This window comes from Rhodanobacter sp. UC4437_H4, assembly GCF_052978425.1.
Genome location: NZ_CM129673.1, coordinates 466,064 through 490,329, shown reverse-complemented (window position 1 = coordinate 490,329; position 24,266 = coordinate 466,064). Strand labels below are relative to the sequence as shown.

23 protein-coding genes are annotated in these 24,266 nt (G+C 66.5%); 5 read left to right on the top strand and 18 right to left on the bottom strand.

Translation table 11 applies throughout. The features are described from left to right. Positions 1-58 precede the first annotated feature (58 nt). The 3 genes from recJ to ACVCL3_RS02510 are packed head-to-tail and all read right to left on the bottom strand — an operon-like array spanning position 59 to position 4,606. Positions 59-1,771 carry a single-stranded-DNA-specific exonuclease RecJ gene (recJ, locus tag ACVCL3_RS02520; protein ID WP_447100333.1) on the bottom strand — a complete coding sequence of 571 codons (1,713 nt, stop codon included), beginning with the start codon at positions 1,769-1,771 and terminating at the stop codon, positions 59-61. Next, positions 1,768-2,688 carry a phosphoglycerate mutase gene (locus tag ACVCL3_RS02515; protein WP_447100332.1) on the bottom strand — a complete coding sequence of 307 codons (921 nt, stop codon included), beginning with the start codon at positions 2,686-2,688 and terminating at the stop codon, positions 1,768-1,770. The genes recJ and ACVCL3_RS02515 overlap by 4 nt, the downstream gene beginning before the upstream one ends. 4 nt (positions 2,689-2,692) lie before the next feature. Then, positions 2,693-4,606, bottom strand: coding sequence for an ABC-F family ATP-binding cassette domain-containing protein (locus ACVCL3_RS02510; protein ID WP_447100331.1), 1,914 nt, complete (start codon positions 4,604-4,606; stop codon positions 2,693-2,695). Between the two features lie 179 nt (positions 4,607-4,785). Between ACVCL3_RS02510 and ACVCL3_RS02505 the strand changes: the two genes are divergently transcribed. The 4 genes from ACVCL3_RS02505 (at position 4,786) to ACVCL3_RS02490 (ending at position 8,672) form a co-directional block, all read left to right on the top strand. Then, positions 4,786-5,151, top strand: a complete 366-nt coding sequence (locus ACVCL3_RS02505) for a hypothetical protein (RefSeq protein WP_447100330.1) — start codon at positions 4,786-4,788, stop codon at positions 5,149-5,151. 95 nt (positions 5,152-5,246) lie between these two features. Further along, complete coding sequence (locus ACVCL3_RS02500; RefSeq protein WP_447100329.1) at positions 5,247-6,296, top strand: agmatine deiminase family protein; 1,050 nt, start codon at positions 5,247-5,249, stop codon at positions 6,294-6,296. 118 nt (positions 6,297-6,414) lie between these two features. Further along, on the top strand, positions 6,415-7,305 hold the full coding sequence (locus ACVCL3_RS02495) for a carbon-nitrogen hydrolase (protein ID WP_447100328.1): 891 nt from the start codon (positions 6,415-6,417) through the stop codon (positions 7,303-7,305). 134 nt (positions 7,306-7,439) lie between these two features. Further along, a complete protein-coding gene (locus ACVCL3_RS02490; RefSeq protein WP_447100327.1) occupies positions 7,440-8,672 on the top strand; it encodes a TraB/GumN family protein in 1,233 nt (410 codons plus the stop codon). A 596-nt stretch (positions 8,673-9,268) separates the two neighbouring features. On the opposite strand, the gene ACVCL3_RS02485 is transcribed toward ACVCL3_RS02490, so the two are convergent. From ACVCL3_RS02485 to ACVCL3_RS02415, 15 genes are all read right to left on the bottom strand, one after another. Further along, positions 9,269-9,511, bottom strand: coding sequence for a DUF2274 domain-containing protein (locus ACVCL3_RS02485; protein ID WP_073665898.1), 243 nt, complete (start codon positions 9,509-9,511; stop codon positions 9,269-9,271). After that, on the bottom strand, positions 9,508-10,767 hold the full coding sequence (locus ACVCL3_RS02480) for a TrbI/VirB10 family protein (RefSeq protein ID WP_447100326.1): 1,260 nt from the start codon (positions 10,765-10,767) through the stop codon (positions 9,508-9,510). Before ACVCL3_RS02480 ends, ACVCL3_RS02485 begins: the two co-directional genes overlap by 4 nt. A 1-nt stretch (position 10,768) precedes the next feature. Beyond that, entirely contained in the window at positions 10,769-11,770 is a 1,002-nt protein-coding gene (trbG, locus tag ACVCL3_RS02475; protein WP_113931797.1) for a P-type conjugative transfer protein TrbG, read from the bottom strand. Next, positions 11,767-12,471: a conjugal transfer protein TrbF gene (trbF, locus tag ACVCL3_RS02470; protein ID WP_073665901.1), complete on the bottom strand. Its 705-nt coding sequence runs from the start codon at positions 12,469-12,471 to the stop codon at positions 11,767-11,769. The genes trbG and trbF overlap by 4 nt, the downstream gene beginning before the upstream one ends. Positions 12,472-12,483: 12 nt before the next feature. Further along, complete coding sequence (gene trbL / locus ACVCL3_RS02465) at positions 12,484-13,884, bottom strand: P-type conjugative transfer protein TrbL (RefSeq protein WP_113931798.1); 1,401 nt, start codon at positions 13,882-13,884, stop codon at positions 12,484-12,486. After that, the gene (locus ACVCL3_RS02460; RefSeq protein ID WP_113931799.1) at positions 13,881-14,213 is read right to left on the bottom strand and encodes a hypothetical protein; all 333 of its coding nucleotides are present in this window, start codon (positions 14,211-14,213) and stop codon (positions 13,881-13,883) included. The genes trbL and ACVCL3_RS02460 overlap by 4 nt, the downstream gene beginning before the upstream one ends. Before the next feature lie 12 nt (positions 14,214-14,225). Next, positions 14,226-14,915: a P-type conjugative transfer protein TrbJ gene (gene trbJ, locus ACVCL3_RS02455; RefSeq protein ID WP_447107254.1), complete on the bottom strand. Its 690-nt coding sequence runs from the start codon at positions 14,913-14,915 to the stop codon at positions 14,226-14,228. A gap of 35 nt (positions 14,916-14,950) precedes the next feature. Beyond that, entirely contained in the window at positions 14,951-17,404 is a 2,454-nt protein-coding gene (gene trbE / locus ACVCL3_RS02450; RefSeq protein ID WP_113931801.1) for a conjugal transfer protein TrbE, read from the bottom strand. A 12-nt stretch (positions 17,405-17,416) separates the two neighbouring features. Next, positions 17,417-17,689, bottom strand: coding sequence for a VirB3 family type IV secretion system protein (locus ACVCL3_RS02445; protein ID WP_033453500.1), 273 nt, complete (start codon positions 17,687-17,689; stop codon positions 17,417-17,419). Then, positions 17,686-18,081 carry a TrbC/VirB2 family protein gene (locus ACVCL3_RS02440; RefSeq protein WP_035481269.1) on the bottom strand — a complete coding sequence of 132 codons (396 nt, stop codon included), beginning with the start codon at positions 18,079-18,081 and terminating at the stop codon, positions 17,686-17,688. Before ACVCL3_RS02440 ends, ACVCL3_RS02445 begins: the two co-directional genes overlap by 4 nt. Next, positions 18,078-19,130: a P-type conjugative transfer ATPase TrbB gene (gene trbB / locus ACVCL3_RS02435; protein ID WP_113931802.1), complete on the bottom strand. Its 1,053-nt coding sequence runs from the start codon at positions 19,128-19,130 to the stop codon at positions 18,078-18,080. Before trbB ends, ACVCL3_RS02440 begins: the two co-directional genes overlap by 4 nt. After that, on the bottom strand, positions 19,127-19,591 hold the full coding sequence (locus tag ACVCL3_RS02430; RefSeq protein ID WP_092700971.1) for a ribbon-helix-helix protein, CopG family: 465 nt from the start codon (positions 19,589-19,591) through the stop codon (positions 19,127-19,129). Before ACVCL3_RS02430 ends, trbB begins: the two co-directional genes overlap by 4 nt. Then, the gene (locus tag ACVCL3_RS02425) at positions 19,588-21,594 is read right to left on the bottom strand and encodes a conjugal transfer protein TraG (RefSeq protein WP_113931803.1); all 2,007 of its coding nucleotides are present in this window, start codon (positions 21,592-21,594) and stop codon (positions 19,588-19,590) included. Before ACVCL3_RS02425 ends, ACVCL3_RS02430 begins: the two co-directional genes overlap by 4 nt. Before the next feature lie 237 nt (positions 21,595-21,831). Next, complete coding sequence (locus tag ACVCL3_RS02420; protein WP_113931804.1) at positions 21,832-22,110, bottom strand: EexN family lipoprotein; 279 nt, start codon at positions 22,108-22,110, stop codon at positions 21,832-21,834. After that, positions 22,107-23,051 (bottom strand): LysR family transcriptional regulator, encoded by a 945-nt coding sequence (locus tag ACVCL3_RS02415; protein ID WP_113931805.1) that lies wholly within the window; start codon positions 23,049-23,051, stop codon positions 22,107-22,109. The genes ACVCL3_RS02420 and ACVCL3_RS02415 overlap by 4 nt, the downstream gene beginning before the upstream one ends. 405 nt (positions 23,052-23,456) lie before the next feature. On the opposite strand from ACVCL3_RS02415, the gene ACVCL3_RS02410 reads away from it, so the two are divergent. Continuing rightward, entirely contained in the window at positions 23,457-24,233 is a 777-nt protein-coding gene (locus ACVCL3_RS02410) for a TorF family putative porin (RefSeq protein WP_244978335.1), read from the top strand. Positions 24,234-24,266: the final 33 nt, after the last annotated feature.

Below are 24,266 nucleotides of genomic sequence, written 5' to 3'. Positions count from 1 at the left end.
TGAAAAGCGTGCAAGTCGAAGGCATGGGAGCAGGCTTTCGAGAATCCTGCATTTCCGATCAGGCGGGCTCGATGTGCCGCAGCAGCAGGCGCGGCGTCTCGCGACCCTGCCAGTCGTTGATGGTCAGCTCGTAGGCCGTGCGCAGCCGAGGCGGCGGTGGCTGGCCGTCATAGGCATTGAACATCACCGCGTCGTGCACGGCGCCATCGCGCGGGTCGCGCAGTTGCAGGCGCAGATGGGTCTCACCCATCACCTTCCAGCCGGCGCAGTCGAACAGGTTGTCGAACAGCGGTTCGGGGAACGCCTGGCCCCATGGGCCGGCGGCGCGCAACTGGCGGGCCAGCGCCAGCGTGGCGGCGCCGGGCGGCAACTCGCCGTCGGTGTACAGCACCGCCTGCAGCCGCTCGGGCTCGATCAACTCGCGCGCGACCGCGTCGAAGGCGGCGGCGAAGCGCGGGTAGTCGGCGGCTTTCAGGCTCAGCCCGGCAGCCATTGCGTGGCCGCCGAAGCGTTCGATCAGGCCGGGCTGGCGGGCGTCGATCACGGCCAGCGCGTCGCGGATGTGGAAGCCCGGGATGGAACGGCAGGAACCACGGAGGTTTTCGGTGTCGTCTTCGCTGGCCGGGGCGAAGGCGATCACCGGGCGGTGCAGCCGCTCCTTGAGTTTCGAGGCGACCAGGCCGACCACGCCGGCATGCCACGACGGCTCGAACAATGCCACGCCGATCGCATCGAGCGGCCCCAGGCCAGCCACCATCACCTCGGCCTCGGCCACCATCGAGGCCTGCAGGTCGCGCCGCTCGCGGTTGATCGCGTCGAGCTGCTCGGCGTAACGGCGCGCCTGTGCCACGTCGTCGGTGAGCAGGCAGGCCACGCCCAGGCGCATGTCCTCCAGGCGCCCGGCCGCGTTCAACCGCGGCCCGACTGCGAAGCCGAGATCGCTGGCGCACAGCGTGGTCAGGCTGCGCCTGCCCGCTTCGACCAGCGCGGCGATGCCGGCGCAGGCGCGGCCGCTGCGCATGCGCTGCAAGCCGGCCTCGACCAGCACGCGGTTGTTGAAATCCAGCGGCACCAGATCGGCCACCGTACCCAGGGCGACCAGGTCGAGCAGCGGCGACAGGTCGGGTTTCGCCGCGCCGAAAGCGCCCTGCTCGTGCAACTTCGCACGCAGGGCGAGCAGCAGGTAGAACATCACCCCGACACCTGCCAGCGCCTTGCTGGGGAACGCGTCGCCGGCGAGATTCGGATTGACCATCGCATCACACGCCGGCAACCGCTCGCCGGGCAGGTGATGGTCGGTGACGATGACCTTGATGCCGCGCGCCTGCGCCGCCGCCACGCCGGCCACGCTGGCCACGCCGTTGTCGACCGTGACGATCAGCTGCGGGGTGGGCTGCATCGAGGCGACGAAGGCCGCGCTCAGCCCGTAACCGTGCACGAAGCGGTTCGGGATCGCGTAATCCAGCCGCCGCGCACCGAGCAGACGCAGGCCGCGCACGGCCACGGCGGTGCCGGTGGCGCCGTCGCAGTCGTAGTCGCCGGCGATCAGGATGGTCCAGTCATCGCGGATCGCCTCGGCCAACAAGTCGACCGCCTGCGCCATGCCGCCCAGCAATTGCGGCGACAGCATCCGCGCCAGCCGGTGCTCGACCTGGCCGGGTTCCAGCACGCCGCGCGCGGCGTAGACCTGCTGCAACACCGGGTGCACCGCATCCGGCCAGCCATGCGGCGCGCCCCGGCTTTCGCGCCGACGCAGCTGCAGCACGCTCAACGTCCTGCCCCGCGCCAGAAGCGCCAGCGATGAGCGGGTTTGTGCAGCCAGCGTTCGCCGCTGGCGAAATGCAGCGTGACGGGCTGGCGTTCGAGCAGCGGCTGCAGCAGCGGCCACCAGCGCGAGGCCAGCTCGTGCGCCGGCAGATCCTGCAGGTCGATCAGCCAGCCGGCACCCGCGGCTGCGACCGCATCGGCCGTGCGCAACGGATGCGCGATGCCGGCACGCGCGGCCAGTGCGCGCAGCAGCAGGTCGTCGCTGACCACGCCGGCCAGGGCACTGGTCGGCGGCGCGGGCAGGCGTCCGCCGCCCCACAGCCACAGACTGTTGACCAGCGATTGCCCGCGCATCCGTCGTTGCGCATTGAGCGGATGCTGGTGCAGCAGCACCTGGATGTCGTTTTGCAACACGCGCCAGCGGCGCCCGTGCGCGCCCTGCGGCAGGTGCTGCGCGAGGTCCTCGCCCAGCGCCTGCGATGGCGTGGCCAGGCCGGGCAGCGGCGTATCGGCCGGCAGGCACAGATGCCAATGATCCGGGGTGGAAATCTCCAGTTGCATGCCGGCGTCGTCGAACACCGGCCGCAGCGTTTCGGCCAGCGCCTGCGCCTCGTCCAGGCCCAGGCCCATGCGACCGCAGGCCAGCAGGCGTACCCCGTTCATGTCCGGCTGCACCCAGGCCGGGTCGGCCGACAGCCACAGCGCATCGCCCGCGTCGCCGGCGAGAAACTGGCGGGTGATCGCCGCCGCGGGCACGTGCGCCTCGACGCCGGTGAAATGCCCGCCGAGGCCATCGAGATAACCGACGCCGCCATCCGCCAGGCGGTCGGCGCGCGGGAGCCACGCGTGCAGCGGATGGGTCGGCTCGACGTGCGCCAGCGAGGGCAGCCACAGTTGCAGCGACGGCTCCGGTTTGGACATCTCTTCAGGCCTCCAGTTGCTCGACCAGCGCCAGCCACTCGTTTTCCAGCGATTCCTTCTCGCCGCGCAGCTGCGCCTGGCGCTGGCCGATGCGCATCATTTCGCTGGTCGGGCCGTTGTAGGTGGCCGGGTCGGCCAGTTGCGCCTCCAGCGCGGCCAGCTCGGTATCGATGCTGGCGGTGCGCGTCTCGATCTTCTTCACCCGCTGGCGCGCGGCTTTTTCCTCGTCACGCTGGGCGGCAGTCTGGCGCCTGTGCTCCTCCGGCGAAACCTCCACCACCTTGGCCACCACCGGCTTGGCCGCCTTCTTGTTCGCGGCAGTGCGGGTCTTCAACCAGCGCGCGTAGTCGTCCAGGTCGCCGTCGAACGGCGCCACCTCGCCGTCGGCCACGCGCCAGAAGCTGTCGCAGACCATGCCGAGCAGATGGCGGTCGTGAGAAACCAGCACCAGCGCGCCGTCGAAATCGGCCAGCGCGTCGGCCAGCGCCTCGCGCATGTCCAGGTCGAGGTGGTTGGTCGGTTCGTCCAGCAGCAGCAGGTTCGGCTTGTCCCACGCGATCAGCGCCAGCGCCAGGCGTGCGCGCTCGCCGCCGGAGAAACCGTCGACCGACTCGAACGCGCGGTCGCCGGCGAAATTCCAGGTGCCGAGAAAATCGCGCATCACCTGGGTGGCCACGCCCGGCGCCTTGTCCAGCAGATGGTCGAGCGGGCTCGACCCTTCGCGCAGGCTTTCCACCGTGTGCTGGGCGAAGTAGCCGATCTTCAAGTCCTTGTGCACCTTGCGCTCGCCGCCGAACGGTTCCAGCTCGCCGACCAGGGTCTTCACCAGGGTGGATTTGCCGGCGCCGTTCGGGCCGAGCAGGCCGATCCGTTCGCCCGCCTCGATGCTGAAGCGCACGTCGGCGAGCACGATGTTCGCCACTTCGTCCGCGTGCGTGGAAGGATCGGCCAGGTAGCCGGCGGTGATGTCCTCCAGCTGCAGCATCGAATCGGGCAGTCGCCCCGGCGCGGGAAACTGGAAGCTGAAGGGGCGCTCGGCGCGTACTGCCTCGGTGCCGGCCAGCTTCTCCAGCCGCTTCATCCGCGACTGCGCCTGCTTGGCCTTGGTCGCCTTGGCCTTGAAGCGGTCGATGAAGGACTGCAGGTGCGCGCGCTCGGCCTGCTCGCGCTCGTGCGAGATCTGCTGCTGGCGCAACTGCTCGGCACGCAGGCGCTCGAACGCGCTGTAATTGCCGGTATAGAGCTTGGCCTTGCCGTCGTTGAGGTGCAGCGTGTGGGTGATCACGCCATCGAGGAACTCGCGGTCGTGCGAGATGATCAGCAAGGTGCCCTGGTAGCGACGCAGCCATTCTTCCAGCCACAGCACGGCGTCGAGGTCGAGGTGGTTGGTCGGCTCGTCCAGCAGCAGCAGGTCGGACGGGCACATCAGCGCACGCGCCAGGTTCAGCCGTCCGCGCCAGCCGCCGGAAAATTCCTGCACCGCGCGCTCGTGCGTTTCCGGGGGAAAGCCCAGGCCATGCAGCAGGCGGCCGGCGCGGGCGCGGCCGTCGTAGCCGTTCAGTTCCTCGATGCGGTGATGCGCCTTCGCCATCGCCTCCATGTCGCCGCGATCGCCGGCTTCCGCTTCGTCGTTGATGGCGGCGGCCAGTTCCTCGTCACCGGCCAACACGTAGTCGATCGCGGCGTCCGGCAGCGCCGGCGTCTCCTGCGCCACCGAGGCCAGCCGCAGCTTGCCCGACATCTCCAGCTCGCCCGCATCGCTCTCCAGCCTGCCCTGCAGTGCGGCGAACAGGCTGGATTTGCCGCAGCCGTTGCGGCCGATCACGCCAAGGCGCCAGCCGCTCTGGATCACCAGGTCGATGTCGGAAAGCAGCAAACGACTGCCGCGGCGCAGGGCGAAATGTCGAAACGAAATCATGGAATGGGCGAGTCCTGCCCGCGCAAGCGGGCACTGCAGCCGCCCATGATAACGGCGATGGCTCGCCCATGGCCGCAGCGAATGCCCAATCCATCGCAATCGCCGCGACCCGGCATGGCGTAACATGGCGGGGTCTGCTACAACGACGCCGCATACAGCCTTGTATGGAGAGGGGAGCCATGGTCAAGTTCACGAGCCGTTTGCCGATCGCCATCCTGCTGGCCGCTGCCGCCGGCCTGGCCGTGCCGTCGGCAGCCAGTGCAGCGCAGTCGCGCGAACATGGCGACAGCCTGCTGATCCACCGCGTGCAGCAGGAAAAAGGCATGAACCTGCCCGGCCGCGGGCTGAGCATGGCCCAGGTCGAGAAGACCTGGGGTGCGCCGCAGCGCAAGTTGTCGCCGCGCGGCGGGGACACGGCGAAGCACCCGCAGATCAACCGCTGGGAATACTCCAACTTCATCGTGTACTTCGAGCACAGCCACGTGATCCATTCGGTGCTCAACACGCCCGCGGGCAACAACACCGACCCGTCCGCGGTCCACTGATCCCTTTCACCCAGACGCGGCCCGTGGCGACACGGGCCGCGTCTGCGTTTGCCTGCGCTTTACAATAGGCGGCCCATCTGCACGAGAACCCCGCCATGACCGACTCCACCCTGCGCCTGCCGGCAGAATGGGAACCGCAGGCCGCGGTACTGATCGCGTGGCCGCATGCCGGCACGGACTGGGCCGAACGGCTGGACACGGTGGAATCCACCTACGTGGCGCTGGCCGCCGCGATCACGCGGTTCCAGTCGCTGATTGTCGTGGTCGCGGACGCCGCGCTGCGCGGGCACGTGCAGTCGCAACTGCACGGCGCCGGCGTGGACCCCGCGAAGGTCCGCTTCGTCGAGCTGCCCTACGACGACACCTGGCTGCGCGACTCCGGCCCGATCACGCTGAAGCATGGCGACACCGCCGATTCTGGACGATATTTCCAGCTCACTGATTTCCGCTTCACCGGCTGGGGCGGCAAGTTCGGCGCCGAACAGGACGACGCGCTGGTCGCCGGCCTCGTCGACGCCGGCGTATTCGGTCACGCCGCACACCAGCGTATCGACTGGGCGCTGGAAGGCGGCGGCATCGAGAGCGACGGCGCCGGCAGCATCCTCACCACCTGGCGCTGCCTGGTGCAGCGCCATCCCGAGCAGTCGCGCGAGGAGATGAGCGCGATCCTGCGCGACAGCCTGCACGCCGACCGCGTGCTGTGGCTGGATCACGGCTACCTCGAAGGCGACGATACCGACGCCCACATCGACACCCTCGCCCGCTTCGCCCCCGGCGAGCGCATCGTGTTCCAGGCCTGCGACGATCCCGTCGACCCGCATCACGACGAGCTGCAGCGCATGGCTGCCGAGCTGGCCGCGCTGCGCACCGCCGATGGCCGGCCGTACCAACTGTATCCGTTGCCCTGGGCCCGGCCCATCCTCGACGAGGGCCGTCGGCTTGCCGCCTCCTACGCGAACTACCTGATCGTCAACGGTGCCGTGCTGGTGCCTGCCTACGGCGACACAGCCGACGACGAAGCCGCGCGCATCATCGGCACCGCACACCCCGGCCGCGAGGTGGTGCAGATTCCCTGCCGCCCGCTGATCTGGCAGAACGGCAGCCTGCACTGCATCACCATGCAACTGCCGGCGGGGATGATCTGAAACAGGCAACGCGCGGCGCATACCTGCCGCTGCGGCATGGCCGGCAACCTCGCCTGCACAATCGCTTCGGCGCGGTTCGCTACACTAGGGCGTCACGCCACAGGCGGCAGGAACCATCATGACCCGCAAGACCCTCAAGGTCGCGCTGCTGCAGGAAACCGACCGCGGCAGCCGCGACGCCAACCTGGATGCGATCGAGACCGGCCTGCGCGAAGCCGCCGCTGCCGGCGCCGAACTGGTGCTGCTGCAGGAGCTGCACAACGGCCCCTACTTCTGCCAGCGCGAATCGGTCGAGGTGTTCGACCAGGCCGAGAGCATCCCCGGCCCCGGCACCGAGCGCATCGGCAAGCTGGCTGCGGAACTGAAGCTGGTGGTGGTCGCCTCGCTGTTCGAGCGCCGCGCCGCCGGGCTGTATCACAACACCGCCGTCGTCTTCGACCGCTCGGCGGCGATCGCCGGCGTCTACCGCAAGATGCACATTCCGGACGATCCGGGCTTCTACGAGAAATTCTACTTCACGCCCGGCGACCTGGGTTTCGAGCCGATCGATACCTCGGTCGGCCGCCTGGGCGTGCTGGTGTGCTGGGACCAGTGGTATCCGGAGGCGGCGCGCCTGATGGCGCTGGCCGGCGCCGAGCTGCTGCTCTATCCCACCGCGATCGGCTGGGACCCGTCCGACGAGCAAGCCGAGAAGGACCGCCAGCGCGACGCCTGGATCACCGTGCAGCGCGGCCACGCGGTGGCCAACGGCCTGCCCCTGCTCGCCTGCAACCGCACCGGTTTCGAGAGCGATCCTGCCGATGCCGCCTCGGGCATCCAGTTCTGGGGTTCGAGCTTCGTCGCCGGCCCGCAAGGCGAGTTCCTCGCCCGCGCCGGCACCGATGCCCGCGAGCTGCTGCTGGCCGACATCGACCTGGGCCGCAGCGAGAACGTGCGCCGGATCTGGCCGTTCCTGCGTGACCGCCGCATCGACGCCTACGCCGACCTGCTGAAGCGCTTCCGTGACTGAGCCCTTGCGATCATCCTTGATCGCGAAGATCAAAAAGCGGCCAGCCATGGCCGCAGTTTCAAGTTTTGGCTTGTGCCACAGGGGCGTCACCCCCATTCATGGCTTCTCTCCCCGTTGACTGGCGTGCCGTCCGCATGAGTGTTCCCGAAACCGCAGTCGCCCCGCCGGCAGCCCTCGGAGGACAGCCGCTGGAGCGCGTGCAGCGCGATGGCGTCGAGTACGTGGTGCTGGGCACCGCCCACGTCTCGCGCAGCAGCAAGGAAGCAGTCGAGGCGCTGCTGGCCAGCGAGCATTTCGACGCGGTGGCGGTGGAGCTGTGCGAAAGCCGCGCGCAGGGCATGCGCGATCCGGAAGCGTTCAAGCAGATGGACCTGTTCCAGGTGATCCGCCAAGGCAAGGCCGGCATGGTCGTCGCCAGCCTGGTGCTGTCTACCTTCCAGAAGCGCCTTGCCGAGCAGTCGGGCATCCAGCCCGGCGCCGAGATGAAGGCAGCGATGGACGGCGCCGAGGCGCACGACGTGCCGCTGTGGCTGATCGACCGCGAAGTCGGCACCACGCTGAAACGCGCCTGGCGCAGCGTGGGTTTCTGGCAACGATTCGGCCTGCTCGGCGGGCTCGCCGCCAGCATCTTCGAGCGCAACGACATCGCCGAAGACGAAGTGGAAAAGCTCAAGCAGAGCGACCTGCTGGAAAGCGCCTTCAGCGAGTTCGCCAGCGGCTCGAAGCCGCTGTATGAAAGCCTGATCGGCGAACGCGATGCCTACATGGCGGCGCGACTGCGCGAGGAAGCCGCGCACACGCCGTCGGACGAGCCCCGGCGCGTGCTGGTGGTGATCGGCGCCGGCCATCTCAAGGGCCTGTGCACGCTGCTGCGCGAGCAGCACGAAGACCCGGCGCGTACCGTTGCCGAACTGGCGCAGACCCCGCCCAAGGCACGCTGGCCGAAATGGGTTGCCGCCGGCCTGGTGCTGCTGGTGTTCGCCGCCATCGCCTGGGCATTCCACCGCAATGCGGCGCTGGGCACGCAGGCGCTGATGGCATGGGTACTGTTCACCGGCGGCTTCGCTGCCCTGGGCGCGGTGGCGGCCGGCAGTCATCCATTGAGCGTCGCCGCCGCTTTCGTCGCCGCCCCGATCAAGCCGTTCCGCCCCGGCATCCCCGCCGGCGGCATCAGCGCGATGGCCGAAGCCTGGGTGCGTCGTCCACGCGTGGCGGATTTCGACAGCCTGCGCGAAGACATCGTGCACTGGACCGGCTGGTGGAAAAACCGCGTGGCGCGCACCCTGCTCAACTTCATCCTGGTCAGCGTGGGCACGCTTATCGGCGAGTACAGTGCCGGCTTCCACATCGTCAAGAGCCTGTTCTGACCCGCGTGCTAGCATTCGCGCCGCTGCGCGCGGCGCCCTTCGCGGCGAGCACACTCCGGCCCGGGTGGCGAAACTGGTATACGCAAGGGACTTAAAATCTGTTCTGTCAAGTCCTTTCTGCTTGAACTACCGGGCCAGAAGGTCAATAGTGACAACGGTTTGCGAGCATCCAAGATGTAGCTTCATAGCTTGGCTTGGCGATCAGGAGCCAACTAGGCGCCAGTAGATAGAGGTAGGTGTTTCCAGCGCACCGCGCTACGCCCGAGTGGTGAAATCGGTAGACACAAGGGACTTGAACAATTTGAGCCTTCGGGGGGAAACGCCCGAAGTGAAGCCCGTCAAATTCGGCGAAAGCCCTGGATGCTTCGGCATCCGAGCCAACGCCGAGCCAAGCCCAAGCTATGCGCTTGGGAAGGTGTAGAGAGCAGACGGCGGGCACCTACGGCTGTAAGGCTATGGTGAAGGCGTGCTCCAGACCACGAACGCCCTGTGTGAGCAGGACGGCGGCGAAAGCCGAAGTGGTAAGAAAATCCCTCGACCTCACGGTCATGCCGGTTCGATTCCGGCCTCGGGCACCAATCCAGAGCCGCCCCTGCTCACGCAGGGGCGGCTTTTCCGTTCTTGGGCTGTGTGCGCTTGAAGCCACGATCCCCGGCCATGAAGGCTTCCAGCATGTGCGGGATCAGCGTCATGGCATCGACCGCCTCGCCATACGCCTGCGCGTGCAACGCGGCGTAGCGGTCGAGGTCGGCTTTCAGGCTGGCCGGGCAGGCAAAGGTCAGCTTGACGCTCTCGGTCTTGGGCAGCGGCCCGAGCCGCAGCTTCTTGGTCGCGCTCATTGCGAAACTCCCCGATTGAAGAACAGCGGCTGGTACGGCCGCAGCACCAGATCCCGGTTGACGATGATGCGAACCGGCAGGCCCGGCCGCGTCGTCAGCGTCGGCTGGATGTTCATGTTGCGCCGGGTCATCTCCTGGCCGACCTGCTTGATGCTGTCCTGTGCGCTGTCGCGTCCGGCAATGACGATGCGGTTGCCGTCCTGCCGGTTCTCCGGCGCAGCCAACTCAGCGCCGACGCCCAGCAGCGTCGTCAGCACCGCGCCCGCGATGATGCGATTCCAATGCCAGTCCACGTCGTCCTCCAGGCCGGCGTAGCCGGCCGGGTCGGTGCCGACAAGGTTGTCGAGCGCCAGCGAGGACGTGTCGGGCAGGATGACCCGGTTCCACACCACCTGCACGCGACTCTGCCCGTAGCTGACCTGGCTGTTGTAGCGCCCGAGGATGCGCGATCCTTGCGGGATCAGCAGGAACTTGCCCGTGGCCGAGTCATAGACCGGCTCCGTCACCGTGGCGATCACGTCGCCCGGCAAGTCCGACTTGATACCCGTCACCAGCGCACCGGCGATCACCGTTCCCGCCATCACCTGATACGGCGACGCCGGCAACGCCAGGTTGCCGGAATTGCGGGTTTCCGTAGAACCGGCTTTCAGGAATGCCTCTTTCTGATCTTGCCGGTTCTGCACGGCGGTCGGGTCGGCGGGCTGGGCCGATGTCGAAGCGGGCCCGGCAGCGAGCGGGTCGAAGGCCGCGAGCGTGCTTGCTGCACCCGGCGCCGCCTGCGCCACCATGGCGGCGGCTTGGCCGCCCGAGCGGAAGAACACCGACGAAGCCGCAGCGGCTTCCGCCTCCTTGCGCAAGGCGTCATTCGGGTCGTGGCCGGGCGCCGAGTAGGCGGCCACGGCCGGCTGCTGCGAGGCCACGATGGCCGGTCCGAGGTCGCCCGGTAGCGGCGGCCCCAGCTCGGGCACCTTCGGCGTCAGCTTCGAGTAGTCGGCCGGCAGGCCATCCAGCCCTTCGGACTTGGACACGCGATCGACGTTGTAAAGCTCGGTCTGCTCGTTGGCCCCGCGCCGCTGCGGCTGTAGCGACCAGATCGTGGCCCCGAGCACGGCGACCGACAGGCCGCCGACGAGGATGGCCAGCGTGCGCCGGTTCAGGCGCGTGACCGGACGCGGCTGGGCGCGCAGCGCCACCGCCTCGGGCGCCATCTTGCCCGCCTGCGGCGTGGCAAGGTCGGGGGTGTCGTCCTGGCCCATGTCAGTTCCTCCGCGTGCCATCCGTGCGCTCGATCCGCACCATGTCGCCCTTGTCGCCACCCAAGCGCAACTCGGCGGCGCCGAAAAGACGATCGACGATGTAGTACGGTGAACGGAAACGGTAATTGACCAGTTGCCCGTCGCCTTGCGCACCGATGACGAACAGCGGCGGCAGCTCGCCTTGTGCGATGCCCGGCGGGAACTGGATATAGACCTTCTCGCCGTCATCGAAGGCGCGCAGTGGTTTCCACGGCGGACTGCTGCCGCTGATCGCGTAGCGGAAGCGCAGGTTTTCCAGCGATAGCCCGGTACCGACAGGCGCGGCGGCGCTGGCCGCCTGCGCCTGGCGCTGCAAGGCCAGCATCCGGTCGCGCGGGTACTCCCAGGACACCGACGCCATCCACGTCTTCTCGGTCGAGGTCAGCTCCAGCAGGTACGTCCGGCGGCTGGTGGTGATGACCAGATTCGTCTTGAGACCCGAGCGGATCGGCTTGACCAGCACGTTCACGCGCAGGTCGGCGCCGTTGCCGCTGGACGTGTCGCCCACGATCCAGCGCACGGTATCGCCAGCGGCCACCGTCACCAGTTCCTCGCCCGGCTGGAGTGCAATCACGGTCACTCGGCCCACGGCCGCATAGACCTGATACAGCGCGCCATCGGTGAAGGGCCACACCTGAATCGCGTTGACATAGCCCTCGCGCGTGGGCGCGATGCGTGCCTCGGCGTTGGCACGCGAGACGCGCACCTTCTCGTCGGCCGGTTCCGGCGCAGGCTTGGCTTCCTCGCCCTCGGGCACTGGCTTCAACTGCGCCGGCATCGGCAACACCTCGGGCACAGTCACAACTTCCACTGGCTGAGGCGGTTCGGGCAGTGGCTGCGCCTGCACCGGCTCATCGAGCGAAATCACCGGCGGCGGCTTGCCCTGCGTGGCGCAGCCTGTGAACAAGATGGTTGATGCAAGCAGGATCACCGGCAAAGCGGATCTACGGAAAAGTGCATTCATGGCTTGGCTCCTTCGGAAGAATCCAGTTCGCGGCTCCACGACAGGCCATTGACGTAGATGCCCAGGGGGTTCTTGCGCAGGCGTTCTTCGGTGCGCGGCGGCTGGAGCACGATGGACACCACGGCCGTCCACCGCTCCAGCCCAGCCGCGGCGCCATTGACGTAGCGGCGTTCCGTCCAGCGCACGTTGAACGACGTGTCGCTGGCGCGCACGACGCTGGTGATCTGCACCGTTACCGACTCTTTGCCGATGCGCGCGAACGGATCGTTCACGCGCGCGTAGTCGTTGAGCACGGCCGCGCCCTTGTCGGTGGTGTGGTCGTAGGCGTCCAGCCAGTTCTGCCGCACCACGATCGGGTCGATGGACAGCGACCGAACCAGCGTGACGAAACGCGCGATGTGGTGCGCCGTCTGCGCATCGCTGGGCCGGTACGGCGTAGCGGCTTCGCCCACGGCGCGCACCTGGCCCGCGTTGTCCACCTCCACCACATAGGGCGTGACGATGGACTGCGCCGAGCGCCAGACCAGGCCGCCCGCCATCAGCAGCGCAAGCGCGAGGCAGCCGAAGGCCATGAGGCGCCAGTTTTTCGCCTGCACGCGGGACGAGCCAATGCGCTCGTCCCACACCTGGCCGGCAGCTTGGTACGGAGTGGCAGGCTGCGGCGTGTCGGCGTAGCGCACCTGCGGTCGTTTAAATCGCATGGTCAGTTCTCCTTATGAATTGGAATCGCGCAGGCTCGGCCCCTGGCCGGAGCCGCCGCCATCGCCACCGCGCAGCGCGTGGGCGGTGGTGGTCGCGGCATGAGTGAGTTGCTGGCGGCGGTGCAGCCGCTTGGCCCAAGCGGGCTGTTCTTGCTTCTGCGCGTTGGCGCCGCCCGCTGCGGCTTCGCCTGTGGAGGCCTGGCTGGATGCTCCGGCTCCACCGGATGCCGCACCCGCACCGTCGTCAGTCGGGCCGTTCCACCCGGCACGGAAGGAGCTGGTCATCTTCTGGCCGAAGGCGGATGCGCGGGACGCTGCACCCCGTCCGGCAGACTGCGCGCCGGTCTTGGCGACATTTCCCAAGCCGGCCATCGCGCCTTTCGCGCCACCGCCTGCGGCGGCGGAACCGGCCTGGAACGCCGAGCGTGCGCTGCTGGCCGTCGAGGTGGCAGCACGCGCACCACTGCCGGCGAGCTTGGCCGCGGCAGGCGCCATGCGCGCCCCGGCCATGACCGCGCCGCCTACGCCCGTCGCGGCGGCACCGACAGCAACAGCGGCTCCGGCAGCACCCACCGCAGCGCCGGCCATCGCGCCCGCGCCGAGCTGGGGCGCACCGGAGACGAGGCCCGTGGCGATGCCAGGGCCGAAGATCCCTAGCGCCAGCAAGGTGAGCGAGGCCAGCATGATGACCAGTGCGTGGTCGATGGACGGCTCGGCGGGATGGACTTGGAACTGAGCGAACAGGCCCGAGCCAATGCCCACGATCACGGCCAGCACCAGCACCTTGATGCCGGCGGAAACGACATTGCCCAGCACCTTCTCTGCCAGGAACGAGGTCTTGTTCCACAACGCGAACGGCACCAGCACGAACCCGGCGAGCGTGGTCAGCTTGAACTCAATCAGGGTGATGAAAAGCTGGATCGCCAGCACGAAAAAGCACAGCACCACGACCAGCCACGCGAGGAACATCACCGTGATGGCATCGAGGTTCACGAACACCTCGGGGAAGCCGGCCATCTCGCCGACTTGCTCCAGAATCGGCGCCCCGGCGTCGATGCCGGTCTTGGCGAGCCGGCCCGGCTGCAAGAAGTTTTCCATGGTGATCGCCGAGCCGGTGGCCGTCAGGCCCAGCCCGGCGAAGGATCGGAACACGATGCCGGCCAGCCAGTTGAAGTTGCCGATGATGTAGGCGAAGGCACCGACGTAGAGCACCTTGCGCAGCAGCTTGGCGATCACGTCCTCGCCCTGGCCGGTGGCGTGGCTCATCGCCCAATACAGTCCGGCGATCGTCATGTCGATGACGATCAGCGTGGCGGTGAGGAAGGCCACTTCGCCCTGCAACAGCCCGAAACCCGAGTCGATGTAGGCGGAGAAGATATTGAGGAACTGGTCGATGATGGTCACGTCATTCATGGCGTGCCCTCCGGTTCGGCCGGCGATGCCGGCGCCGTGCCATCGCCCGGTTCATCGAAGCTCGGCGGGATCGGCGGCAGGTCGGCCAGCGTCTGGTATTCATCCGGCCCGGTCTGACCGGAGAAGAAGCGCCGTCGGAAGGCTTCGGCGGCGGCGCGGCAAGCGTCCTCGCCCGTGGTCTGGCGGTCGGCCGCGCATTGCGCGCGCAATGCCTTGAGCCGTATGGGATCGGTGGCCAGGGCATCGGCAAGGTTGTCGGCCGGCTGGTCGCTGCACGCGGCCACCAGTGCCATAAGCAGCGAAACCGACAGGGCGAGGACGCATCGCATGGCGGCCTCCCGTCAGTTACCGTAGAAATCCACGCGCTGCGGCGTGTACGGCGTGCCTTCGCCCAGGAAACGCCGCCGCACTTCGCGGGCGCGCTCCGTGGCCGCCGCCTGCCGCGCCAGCTCCAGCGAAGTGGCCCGGTCTTGCGTGATCTGAAGCCGCTGCGACTGGATCGACTGCTTGGCCTGCAAGGCCAGCAACTGGTTCATGGCCTGCATCGCCTGCAGCGCGCCTTCGGCCGACTGGCTCTTGCCCACAAGATCGGCCAGCACGCTTTCGTCTTCGCCCAGGTTCTGCGACACCTGCGCCTGCATCTGCATCGTGGTCTGCAAGCCGTTGAGCGTGTTCCGCCAACGCTCCTGCGCGTCGCGGTACATCTGGTCGCCGCTGACGGTGGCGGCGTACTGCTCGGGATACAGGCGCGCGAACTCCCGATCCAGATTCGTCACGTCATAGGCCAAGCCTCGGGCCTGGGCGATCAGCCGCTCGGTCGTCGCCAGGTTGGCGCGCAACTGGTTCACCACGCTGGACGGCAGGCTGGCGAGGTTGCGCGCCTGGTTCATCAGCATCTGCGCTTCGTTCTGAAGCTGCTGGATCTGGTTGTTAATCTGCTCCAGCGTGCGGATCGCGGTCAGCGTGTTCTGCACGAGGTTCGTGGGATCGACCACGACCCATTGCGCATGGGCGGTGGCGGTGCAAAGCATGGCCGCGATGGCGGCGGCGACAAAACGCTTTTTTTTCATGGCAGGTTCTCCAGGGGTTGGTCAGCGAGGGAACCCGGCGCGAGGCCGGGGAACGTGGGCAGCAGGTCGGCCGCCCAATCGAGGCCGCGATGGCGCAGCCAGGCGCCCGCGAAGCCGGGCACGCCGGCGTCCAGCAGCACGCGGTCTATGTCGCGCTGGTCTTGCGGCGTAGAAGCGCCCGCAAACGCCAGCGTCGCCGGCCCCAGGTCGAGGTCGAACACGCGATTGCCGAGGCGGGACTGGTAGTAGTAGTCGCGTTTGGGCTGCGCGGTGGCGACAATTTCGATCTGCCGGTTGTTGAGGCCGAAGCCCTGGTAGATCGTGCGAATCTGCGGCTCGGTAGCCTGAGGGTTTGGCAGGAAGATGCGGCTAGCGCAGCTTTCGATGATCGCGGGCGCGATGCTCGAATCCTTGATGTCGGCCAGCGACTGCGTGGCGAAGATGACGCTGACGTTCTTCTTGCGCAGCGTCTTGAGCCACTGGCGGATGCGCGCGGCAAACACTGGGTCATCGAGGAACAGCCACGCTTCATCGAGGATCAGCAGCGTGGGAGCGCCATCAAAGCGTTCGTCGAAGCGCGCAAAGAGGTAATGCAGCACGGCCATGACGGCGGCCTTGCTGTGCATCAGCTCCTCCATCTCGAAGCACTGCACGTCGGCCATGCCCAATCGGTCATGGTCGGCGTCCAGCAGCTTGCCGTGCGCGCCGCCTAGCACATAGGGCGCGAGCGCTTGGCGCAGCGCGTTCGATTGCAGCAGCACGGAAAGCCCCGTCATCGTGCGCTGCTCCACCGGCGCGCCTGCGAGGCTTCCCAGCGCCGACCAAATAGCGGCCTTCTCGTCGGGGCCGACTGCGACGCCTTCGTGCAGCAAGCGGCCCTCGATCCATTCGGCCGCCCAGGTGCGGTAGCTCTCGCGGTCGATGCGGGCCAAGGGTTGGAAGGCGATTTCGCCATCCGTGCCAAGGTCGTAATGCTCGCCGCCCAGGCCGAGAATGGTGGCGCGCATCGAGCGGCCCATATCGAGCGCGAAGATGCGCGAGCCGCGATAGCGGCGGAACTGCATCGCCAGCGTGGCGAGCAAGACCGACTTGCCCATGCCGGTCGGGCCGGCCACCAGCGTGTGGCCTACGTCGCCGATGTGCGTCACCAGCCGGAACGGCGTGGCGCCTTCGGTGCGCGTGACGATCAACGGCGGGCCGTCGAGGTGGGCATTGCGTTCAGGCCCGGCCCATACTGCCGACACTGGCATCATGTGCGCCAGGTTCAGAGTCGAGACGATGGGCTGGCGCACACTGGCGTAAGCATTGCCGGGGAGCGAGGACAGCCATGCCTCCACCGAATTGAGAGTTTCGGGGATGGTCACGAAGCCCCGGCCCTGGATGACGCGCTCCACCATGCGCAGCTTCTCGTCGGCTGCGGCCGGGTCGGCATCGAGCACCGTCACCGTGGCGGTGAGGTAGCCGAAAGAAACCTGATCGCTGCCCAGCTCCTGCAATGCGGCATCCGCATCGGCGGCCTTGTTGCTGGCATCCGTGTCCACCAGCGGCGTCTCCTGCTGGAAGATGGTTTCGCGCAGCAGCGCGATGACGTTCTTCCTTTTTGCAAACCACTGGCGGCGCAGGCGGGCAAGTTCTTTTTCCGCCTCGGCTTTGTCCAGGCACAGGAAGCGCGTACTCCAGCGATAGGCAAAGCCGAGGCGGTTGAGGTCATCGAGAATCCCCGGCCAAGTGGAAGTCGGGAAGCCCCGCACCGACACCACGCGCAGGTGCTGATCGCCCAGCATGGGTGCCAGTCCACCGACCAGCGCGCAGTCGGTCAGCAGCGCGTCGATATGGAACGGCACTTCGGGCACCGCCAGCGAATAGCGCCGCGTCGAGATGGTGGCGTGCAGGTAGGTCAGCGTCTGGCTGTCATCGAGCCAGGCGATTTCCGGCATCACGCCATCGAGCAGGTCGAAGACGCGATCGGTCTCCGCCACGAAGGCATCGAGCCGGCCGCGCCAATCCACGCCTTCGGTGGGCCGGTTCTCGTACAGCATCCCCGCCGCTCGGGCGCGCGACTCCTCGGGCGGTAGGTACACCAGCGTCAGGTGATAGCCGCTCTCGAAGTGGTTGCCCGAGTCCTCAAAGGTGGCGCGGCGTTCCTCGTCCACCAGCCATGACAAGGCTTCTGGGAACTCCGAGTGCGGATAGTCGGCGGCAAGCCGGCGCTCGGCTTCGATGAACAGCGCCCAGCCCGAACCCATGCGGCGCAATGCGTTGTTCAATCGCGCCGACGTGGCGATCAGCTCGCCTTGCGTCGCGCTGTCGAGGTCGGGCCCACGAAACCGGGCCGTGCGCTGGAAACTGCCGTCCTTGTTCAAGACGACGCCCGGCGCAACCAATCCGGCCCACGGCAGCCAGTCGGCGAGCAAGGCCGGGCGCTGGCGGTATTCGGCAAGGTTCAGCATGGCGGCGTCCCCTCACACGTCCAGCAGCGGGCGGTGCTTGATGTGCCGGGCGAACACGGCCATGAACTGCGGATCGACGCGCGCTCCCCACACCGCCAGCGAATGGCCGACGATCCAGAGCACCACACCCGGAATCCACAGTTGCAGGCCCAGCCCGACAGCGGCGGCCAGCGTGCCGTTCGCAATGGCGACCGTTCGTGGTGCGCCGCCCAGTAGGATCGGCTCGGTCAGCGAGCGATGCAGCGGCACCTCGAAGCCGGCTGCGAAGGTATCCGGGGCACTCATACGACGGCCCCGCCGGAGAAGCTGAAGAACGACAGGAAGAAGCTCGAAGCCGCGAATGCGATAGTCAGACCGAACACGATCTGGATCAGCTTGCGGAATCCGCCCGACGTGTCGCCGAAGGCGAGCGCGAGGCCGGTGGCGATGATGATGATGACCGCGACGATGCGCGCCACCGGCCCCTGGATGGATTCAAGGATGGATTGCAGCGGGCCTTCCCACGGCATCGAGGAACCGGCGGCCTGCGCGGTTCCGGCCAGGAACAGCAGCAGCGCGGCCAGCAGCAGCCCTTGCGCCGCAGGGCGGGCCAGACTGCGCAACCGCGCGAAGCCGGACAGCTCGGCCAGGTGGGAAGGCGGATTTACGGAAACACGGAAAGCATGGGCGTGTGTCATGGCAGTTCTCCAAGAGAGTCAGGGGACAGGGATGTCGCCGCAGCAGGTGCGGCATCGGGGATCGGCAGCAGCTCGGGGAACGGCGTTTCCAGGGCATCCGCCAGTTGGTAGCCCACGCCGTCGAAGCCGACGACGCGGGCAATGCTCTCGATGCGGCGCTTGCGCCCGCGCCCGGCGATGTGGATCACCACGTTGACCGCCTCGGCGATCAGCGCACGCGGCGGGTTCACCGCCACTTCGAGAATCAGTTGCTCCAGGCGCAGCAGCGCGCCGAGCGCGGAGCCGGCATGGATCGTGGCGATGCCGCCGGGGTGGCCCGTGCCCCACACCTTGATGAGATCCAGTGCCTCGGCGCCGCGCACCTCGCCGACGACGACACGATCCGGGCGCAGGCGCATGGACGAACGCACCAGCTCCGTCATGGACACCACGCCTGCGCGCGTGCGCAGCGGTACGTGGTCGCGAGCCGCGCATTGCAGCTCCACCGTGTCTTCGAGCACCAGCACGCGGTCGCCGGTGGCGGCGATCTCCGCGAGCAAGGCATTGGCGAGCGTGGTCTTGCCGCTGCTGGTGGCGCCGGCGATCAAGACGTTCTGCCGCTCGCGCACCGCGCGAACGAGAAAGCCCGCCTGGGCGCTGGTCATCATGCCGTCGATGACGTATCGCTCCAGCGGGATCACGCCGATGGCGCGCTTGCGCAACGCGAAGGCCGGCCCCGGTGAGGCGGGCGGCAAGATGCCCTCGAAGCGTTCGCCCGTTTCGGGCAACTCGGCCGACAGCAGTGGTTGGCCGCGATGCACCTCCGCGCCGACGTGGGCGGCCACGAGGCGGATGATTCGCTCGCCGTCCGCTTCGGACAGCTCCACGCCCATCGGTGCGCGCCCGCTGGACAGCCGATCCACCCAAAGGGTGCGATCGGGATTCAGCATCACCTCCACCACGTCCGGGTCTTCGAGCGCGGTGGCGATCAGCGGCCCCATCGCCGTGCGCAACATCTGGATGCGGCGGTCGAGCGACGTGGCGCTCATGGACTGCGGAGCGGCGCTCATGACGCACGCTCCCGCGCTTGCGCGGCTGCCGCCGCGTCCTCCATCCGCATCGGGTCGGGATGCAGCTCCTCCACCACGTCGCGCACCAGGCTGCGCCCGCGCAGCAGGTGGCGGCCCAACTGTTCAACGAACTGCTCGAAGCGCGCCTTCCCCTGGGCGCGAGCGGCCTCTTGGTGCGCTTCGGGGACTGGCGTGCTGACCGTGAGGTAGTAGCGAATGAACAGTGCCAGCGTCTCGATGGCGATGTTCTGGTCACGTTCCATGCGCTCCGCCTGGCGCGACAGGCGATCAAGGCGTTTGGCGATGGCCGCCTCGCGCTGGTCGGCTGCATCGGGCGACAGCCACGATGCGAGCGCCGCTGCGACAATGGACGACTTGGACACGCCTTTCTTGGCGGCCAGTTCGTCCAGCCGCTTGGCGTGCTCGGGCTGAATGAAGAGATTCAAACGGTGCTGGGTCATAGCTCGATGCCGTCGTTGGGGTCGAGGGAAGCCAGCCGGGCCGTGCGCTGCATGGCCGGATCAAGCTGGCGAGGAAGGGGAAGCGGCAGGTCGTCGTCGTCCAGCAGGCCGAGGTCGGCCACAGGCGCGGCCAGCTCGGGGTCGTAGGCGACGGTTTCGGAGAGTTCGGGCTGACGGCGCGGGCCGCCGTCGTCGGCTGCTCCCAAGTTCTCCAGGCCATCGGCGGATGCCGTGGCCGGTGTGGCGGGCACGGCAGGAATCGCCAGCCCGCTCCAGTCGTCGGGCCGCGATGGCGGCGCGTCGGCGTACTGCCCATCCGCCAGCGCGGGCGGTGGCAGCACGCGACGCTTGAAATTAGCGTCCGCGTAGTAGCGCAGCTTCTTCGCCTTGATCGGCGCCACGCTGGACACCATCACCACGGCCTCCTCAGGCGGAAGCTGCATGACTTCGCCCGGCGTCAGCAGCGGGCGCGCGGTTTCCTGGCGCGACACCATCAGGTGCCCCAGCCACGGCGCGAGCCGATGGCCCGCGTAGTTGCGCTGGGCGCGCAGCTCGGTGGCCGTGCCCAGCGTCTCGGAGATCCGTTTGGCGGTGCGCTCGTCGTTCGTGGCGAACGTCACGCGCACATGGCAGTTGTCGAGGATGGAGTGGTTTTGCCCATACGCCTTGTCGATCTGGTTGAGCGACTGCGCGATGAGGAAGCTGCGGATGCCGTAGCCCGCCATGAAGGCCAGCGCCGTCTCGAAGAAGTCCAGGCGCCCCAGCGCAGGGAACTCATCGAGCATCAGCAGCAGCTTGTGGCGGCGCTCGATCCCATCGGAGCCATCGAGCGATTCGGTGAGGCGCCGCCCGATCTGGTTGAGAATCAGGCGAATGAGCGGTTTCGTCCGCGATATGTCCGAAGGCGGCACCACCAGATACAGCGATACCGGATGCTCGGCCGCGATCAGGTCAGCGATGCGCCAGTCGCAGCGCGAGGTGACTTCGGCCACGGTCGGGTCGCGGTACAGGCCGAGGAACGACATGGCCGTGGACAGAACGCCCGAGCGTTCGTTGTCGCTCTTGTTGAGGACTTCACGCGCCGCCGATGCGACGACCGGATGCGGCCCATCGCCGAGGTGCGGCGTGGTCATCATCCGGTGTAAGGTCAGCTCGAACGGGCGGGCCGGGTCGGACAGAAAGTTGGCGACGCCGCGCAGCGTCTTGTCTTCGCCTGCGTAGAGCACATGCAGGATGGCCCCGACCAGCAGCGCGTGCGAAGTCTTTTCCCAATGGTTGCGCTTCTCCAGCGCGCCTTCGGGATCGACCAGAATGTCGGCGATGTTCTGCACGTCGCGCACCTCATGCGCGCCTCGCCGCACCTCCAGCAGCGGGTTGTAGGCCGCCGACTTTGCATCGGTCGGGTTGAACAGCAGGCAATGCGAGAAACGTGAGCGCCAGCCTGCGGTGATCTGCCAGTTCTCGCCTTTGATGTCGTGGATGACGGCGGATGCGGGCCAGGAAAGCAGCGTCGGCACCACAAGGCCGACGCCCTTGCCCGAGCGCGTAGGCGCGAAGGTCAGGACGTGTTCCGGGCCTTCATGCCGCAGGTACTGGCGGTCGTGCTGGCCGAGGAACACGCCGGCCGGTTGCGTGAGGCCCGCCTTGTGAATGTCCTGCGCGTTGGCCCAGCGCGCAGAGCCGTAGGTGGTGACGAGGCGAGCTTGGCGCGAGCGCCAGACCGACATGGCGATGGCAACGCCCACGGCGACCATGCCGCTGGCGCCGGCGATGGCGCCGCCGGTGTCGAATACTTCCGGTGCATAGGCCCCGAAGAAGAACCACCACTCAAACAGCTTCCAGGGGTGGTAGATCGACGTGCCAAGGAAGTCGAACCAGGGCGAGCCAAGGCGTACTTGATAGCCAAGGGCGGCTGCTGTCCATTGTGTGGCGCCCCACACGCCGGCGATCACGATGCCGAATACGACGGCGATCTGACCGAACAGCACGTTCGTCCCTTGCATGGCCTGGCCTCCGATTTCTCCTGAGCTGATTCCTCATGGAAAGAGCGACACAAAGGCGTGCCGCAGGCGTCAGGATCGGTGCCGGGTCAGTGCCGGTCAAAGACCGTTTTCGGCAGAAAAGTCGAGCAAAAAGACAGAATGAGTGCGACGGCGAGCCAACGAAAAACGCCGCAAGCGCAGGCGCATTGCGGCGTATCGAGCAAAAAAAATTAAGGCGATTCGGCGAACCGCCAACGATCAGAACTTAGGAGGTTCCTTCGGTGGTGTGTACGGCGTTTCGCCGTCGCCATAGAATCGCTTGCGCGTGGCCTCGGTCACCCGGTTGCACAGCAAGTCGCCCAGCTTCGGTCGGTCGGTCTTGCATTGCTGGCGCAGCTCTTTGAGCCGCTCGGGATTGGCCGCCAGTTCTTCCACCGTCGGGATATTCGCTTCCGAGGTGTCGGCCTTCTGAGGCATCTCAGACGGGCCGCAAGCAGTCAACGCGGCAGCCAGTAAAAGCGGAAGTATCTTCCTCATGATGCGGGTTCCTCCGATATGTCAGAACAGCGGCCTCGCATAGGCCTGGGAGATTCCAGGGATTCGATCGCCTGTACGCGCCCAATAAATCGTTCTAGCACTTCCAGCGGCTCACTTTCGGGATACAGCAAATAAGTGGTCAGCGGCGGTACGCGCGACGCCAGAGGCCGGGCCACTACGCCAGGTTCACGGCTGGCAGCAATGCGCGCCGCACCTGCCAGCCCAAGCGCAAAGCCTGCCGCCACCAGCGCCATCATCAGGTCGGCGGATGCCACTCGTTCCGCGATCAGCGGCTCCATTTCGGTACGGCGCAATACTCGCTCGACATGCTTGGCATGGCCTTCACAGATTTGTGGGTCACACAGGACAAGCGGATAGCGCAGCAGTTCGTCCAGAGGAATCCGCTTGTGGGCCAGCAGTGGATGCCGAGCTGGCACCGCAACCATGAGCGGATCGCTCCAGACAGGTAGAGCGAAGATGCCATCGCCTACCTCGTCGGACTGCGCAAATCCCACGTCGTACGAGTCGTCATGCAGTCCCTTGATCTGCTGCGACAGTGGAATCTCGAAGAATCTGAGTTCCACTTCGGGTTCTTCCTGCCGGCATTGCGCCAGCAATGCCGGCAAGCGCGACGGTGTAATGCCGTCCGATAATGCTACGCGCAATTGTCCGTGAAAGCCGTTAGCTGCCGCTCGCACGCTATCCCGTGCTTGCTCCAAGGCGGTGAATACACGGCGCACATGCTCCAAGAACAACTTGCCAGAACGGGTCAATTGCGTGCTGCGCGTGGTGCGCGCAAATAGCAGGACACCCAACTCCTCCTCAAGCTCCTTGATTGCGCGCGACAACGGTGATTGCTCGATGTGCAGTCGCTCGGCAGCACGAACAAAGCGAAGCTCCTCTGCAACTGCGAGAAAGTATCGAAGGTGGCGTAACTCCATTCTTTCTATCTCGCTGACGTTTCATTTTCGGTCAAATCAATCACCCATATATGCAGCTTTAAGAAGATTGGCGCATATTTGAAAATTTCAGCTCGGTAGCGATTCTTTAAGTCGACTTGCAAGCCATGCAGCTCATTTTTGCAGTGCGCAAAAAGGAGACGAATCCAACCACAACAGTGTCAATGAGGATAGCGTCTTGTATTTGATTGAATACTCTTACGCCGGAGGCCTGAAAACCATACCTCAAGCAGACTCCGCTCGTCGTAAATTCAACATAAATTTACGATCACAGCCGCCGCGCGCGTACGCGAACGTCGAGGCGCTTGACCGACTTCACTAAACTCGTGTGCGACAGCGAAGATCCTCATAATTTACGTAGAATTTATGCGTGGAGATTGTTCATGAATGGAAAATTTACGCGCCTTCACTGAATACTTGGTTGCATGGGCATTTCGCTATTCGTTCGCGAGAAAAATCATGCATTTCGAAAAAATTCAGGCGATTAGAAAGGTCGTTGCTGCGATCAGCGTGCTGCTGCTTGGGGCGGCAACCAGCGTTCAAGCGCAAGTCTCCGGCAATGTTGCATTGACGTCGGACTACGTGTGGCGCGGCTCTTCACAGACACGTGAGAAGCCAGCGGTTCAAGCAGGAGTCAAGTACGCCCACGACTCCGGCTTCTATGCTTCGGCCTGGGGTTCCAACGTCAAGTTCAAGCCAGATAACAATGCCAGTAGCGAATTCGATATCGCTCTGGGCTGGAGCGGCAAGCTGGCAGAAGACTGGGCGCTTGATGCGTATTACCTGCGCTATCAATACCCCGGTACACAAGGCTCCCCCAACTGGAACGAAGTCAACGCGGCGCTTACTTGGCGCGACAACTACTGGCTGTCGGTGGGGCGCTCCACGAACGCGATGGCCAGCAAGACAACTGGTACCTATGCGCTCATCGGCGTGCGATACCCCGTCAATGAAAAATGGCGTTTCGAGGGCACGCTAGCGCGCTACTTCCTGGACAGCGCCTACGCGGATAGCTACACCCACGGCTCCCTGGGCGTGGTGTGGGGATTTCAAGCCCCATTCGAGGCAAGGCTGACGCTGCACGGGACGGACTCCGCCGCAAAAAGAATGTTTCCCAGTATGGCGGGCTCTCGTGTTGAGTTCGCTCTGCAAGCCTCTTTCTAGAAATCATTAACTTGCCAGCAGCCTGGCAATTCT

What these genes read in the sequence shown, in the direction of transcription:
- ACVCL3_RS02500 (WP_447100329.1), top strand. Translation starts at nt 5,247, where the DNA reads ATGACCGACTCCACCCTGCGCCTGCCGGCAGAATGGGAACCGCAGGCC.
- trbB (WP_113931802.1), bottom strand. Translation starts at nt 19,130, where the DNA reads ATGAGCGCCGCTCCGCAGTCCATGAGCGCCACGTCGCTCGACCGCCGC.
- ACVCL3_RS02410 (WP_244978335.1), top strand. Translation starts at nt 23,457, where the DNA reads ATGGAAAATTTACGCGCCTTCACTGAATACTTGGTTGCATGGGCATTT.
- ACVCL3_RS02485 (WP_073665898.1), bottom strand. Translation starts at nt 9,511, where the DNA reads ATGAGCGCGACCAAGAAGCTGCGGCTCGGGCCGCTGCCCAAGACCGAG.
- ACVCL3_RS02420 (WP_113931804.1), bottom strand. Translation starts at nt 22,110, where the DNA reads ATGAGGAAGATACTTCCGCTTTTACTGGCTGCCGCGTTGACTGCTTGC.
- ACVCL3_RS02460 (WP_113931799.1), bottom strand. Translation starts at nt 14,213, where the DNA reads ATGCGATGCGTCCTCGCCCTGTCGGTTTCGCTGCTTATGGCACTGGTG.
- ACVCL3_RS02495 (WP_447100328.1), top strand. Translation starts at nt 6,415, where the DNA reads ATGACCCGCAAGACCCTCAAGGTCGCGCTGCTGCAGGAAACCGACCGC.
- trbJ (WP_447107254.1), bottom strand. Translation starts at nt 14,915, where the DNA reads ATGCTTTGCACCGCCACCGCCCATGCGCAATGGGTCGTGGTCGATCCC.
- ACVCL3_RS02425 (WP_113931803.1), bottom strand. Translation starts at nt 21,594, where the DNA reads ATGCAAGGGACGAACGTGCTGTTCGGTCAGATCGCCGTCGTATTCGGC.
- ACVCL3_RS02505 (WP_447100330.1), top strand. Translation starts at nt 4,786, where the DNA reads ATGGTCAAGTTCACGAGCCGTTTGCCGATCGCCATCCTGCTGGCCGCT.
- ACVCL3_RS02490 (WP_447100327.1), top strand. Translation starts at nt 7,440, where the DNA reads ATGAGTGTTCCCGAAACCGCAGTCGCCCCGCCGGCAGCCCTCGGAGGA.
- ACVCL3_RS02430 (WP_092700971.1), bottom strand. Translation starts at nt 19,591, where the DNA reads ATGACCCAGCACCGTTTGAATCTCTTCATTCAGCCCGAGCACGCCAAG.
- ACVCL3_RS02445 (WP_033453500.1), bottom strand. Translation starts at nt 17,689, where the DNA reads ATGAGTGCCCCGGATACCTTCGCAGCCGGCTTCGAGGTGCCGCTGCAT.
- trbG (WP_113931797.1), bottom strand. Translation starts at nt 11,770, where the DNA reads ATGAATGCACTTTTCCGTAGATCCGCTTTGCCGGTGATCCTGCTTGCA.
- ACVCL3_RS02515 (WP_447100332.1), bottom strand. Translation starts at nt 2,688, where the DNA reads ATGTCCAAACCGGAGCCGTCGCTGCAACTGTGGCTGCCCTCGCTGGCG.
- trbE (WP_113931801.1), bottom strand. Translation starts at nt 17,404, where the DNA reads ATGCTGAACCTTGCCGAATACCGCCAGCGCCCGGCCTTGCTCGCCGAC.
- trbL (WP_113931798.1), bottom strand. Translation starts at nt 13,884, where the DNA reads ATGAATGACGTGACCATCATCGACCAGTTCCTCAATATCTTCTCCGCC.
- trbF (WP_073665901.1), bottom strand. Translation starts at nt 12,471, where the DNA reads ATGCGATTTAAACGACCGCAGGTGCGCTACGCCGACACGCCGCAGCCT.
- ACVCL3_RS02440 (WP_035481269.1), bottom strand. Translation starts at nt 18,081, where the DNA reads ATGACACACGCCCATGCTTTCCGTGTTTCCGTAAATCCGCCTTCCCAC.
- ACVCL3_RS02480 (WP_447100326.1), bottom strand. Translation starts at nt 10,767, where the DNA reads ATGGGCCAGGACGACACCCCCGACCTTGCCACGCCGCAGGCGGGCAAG.
- ACVCL3_RS02415 (WP_113931805.1), bottom strand. Translation starts at nt 23,051, where the DNA reads ATGGAGTTACGCCACCTTCGATACTTTCTCGCAGTTGCAGAGGAGCTT.
- ACVCL3_RS02510 (WP_447100331.1), bottom strand. Translation starts at nt 4,606, where the DNA reads ATGATTTCGTTTCGACATTTCGCCCTGCGCCGCGGCAGTCGTTTGCTG.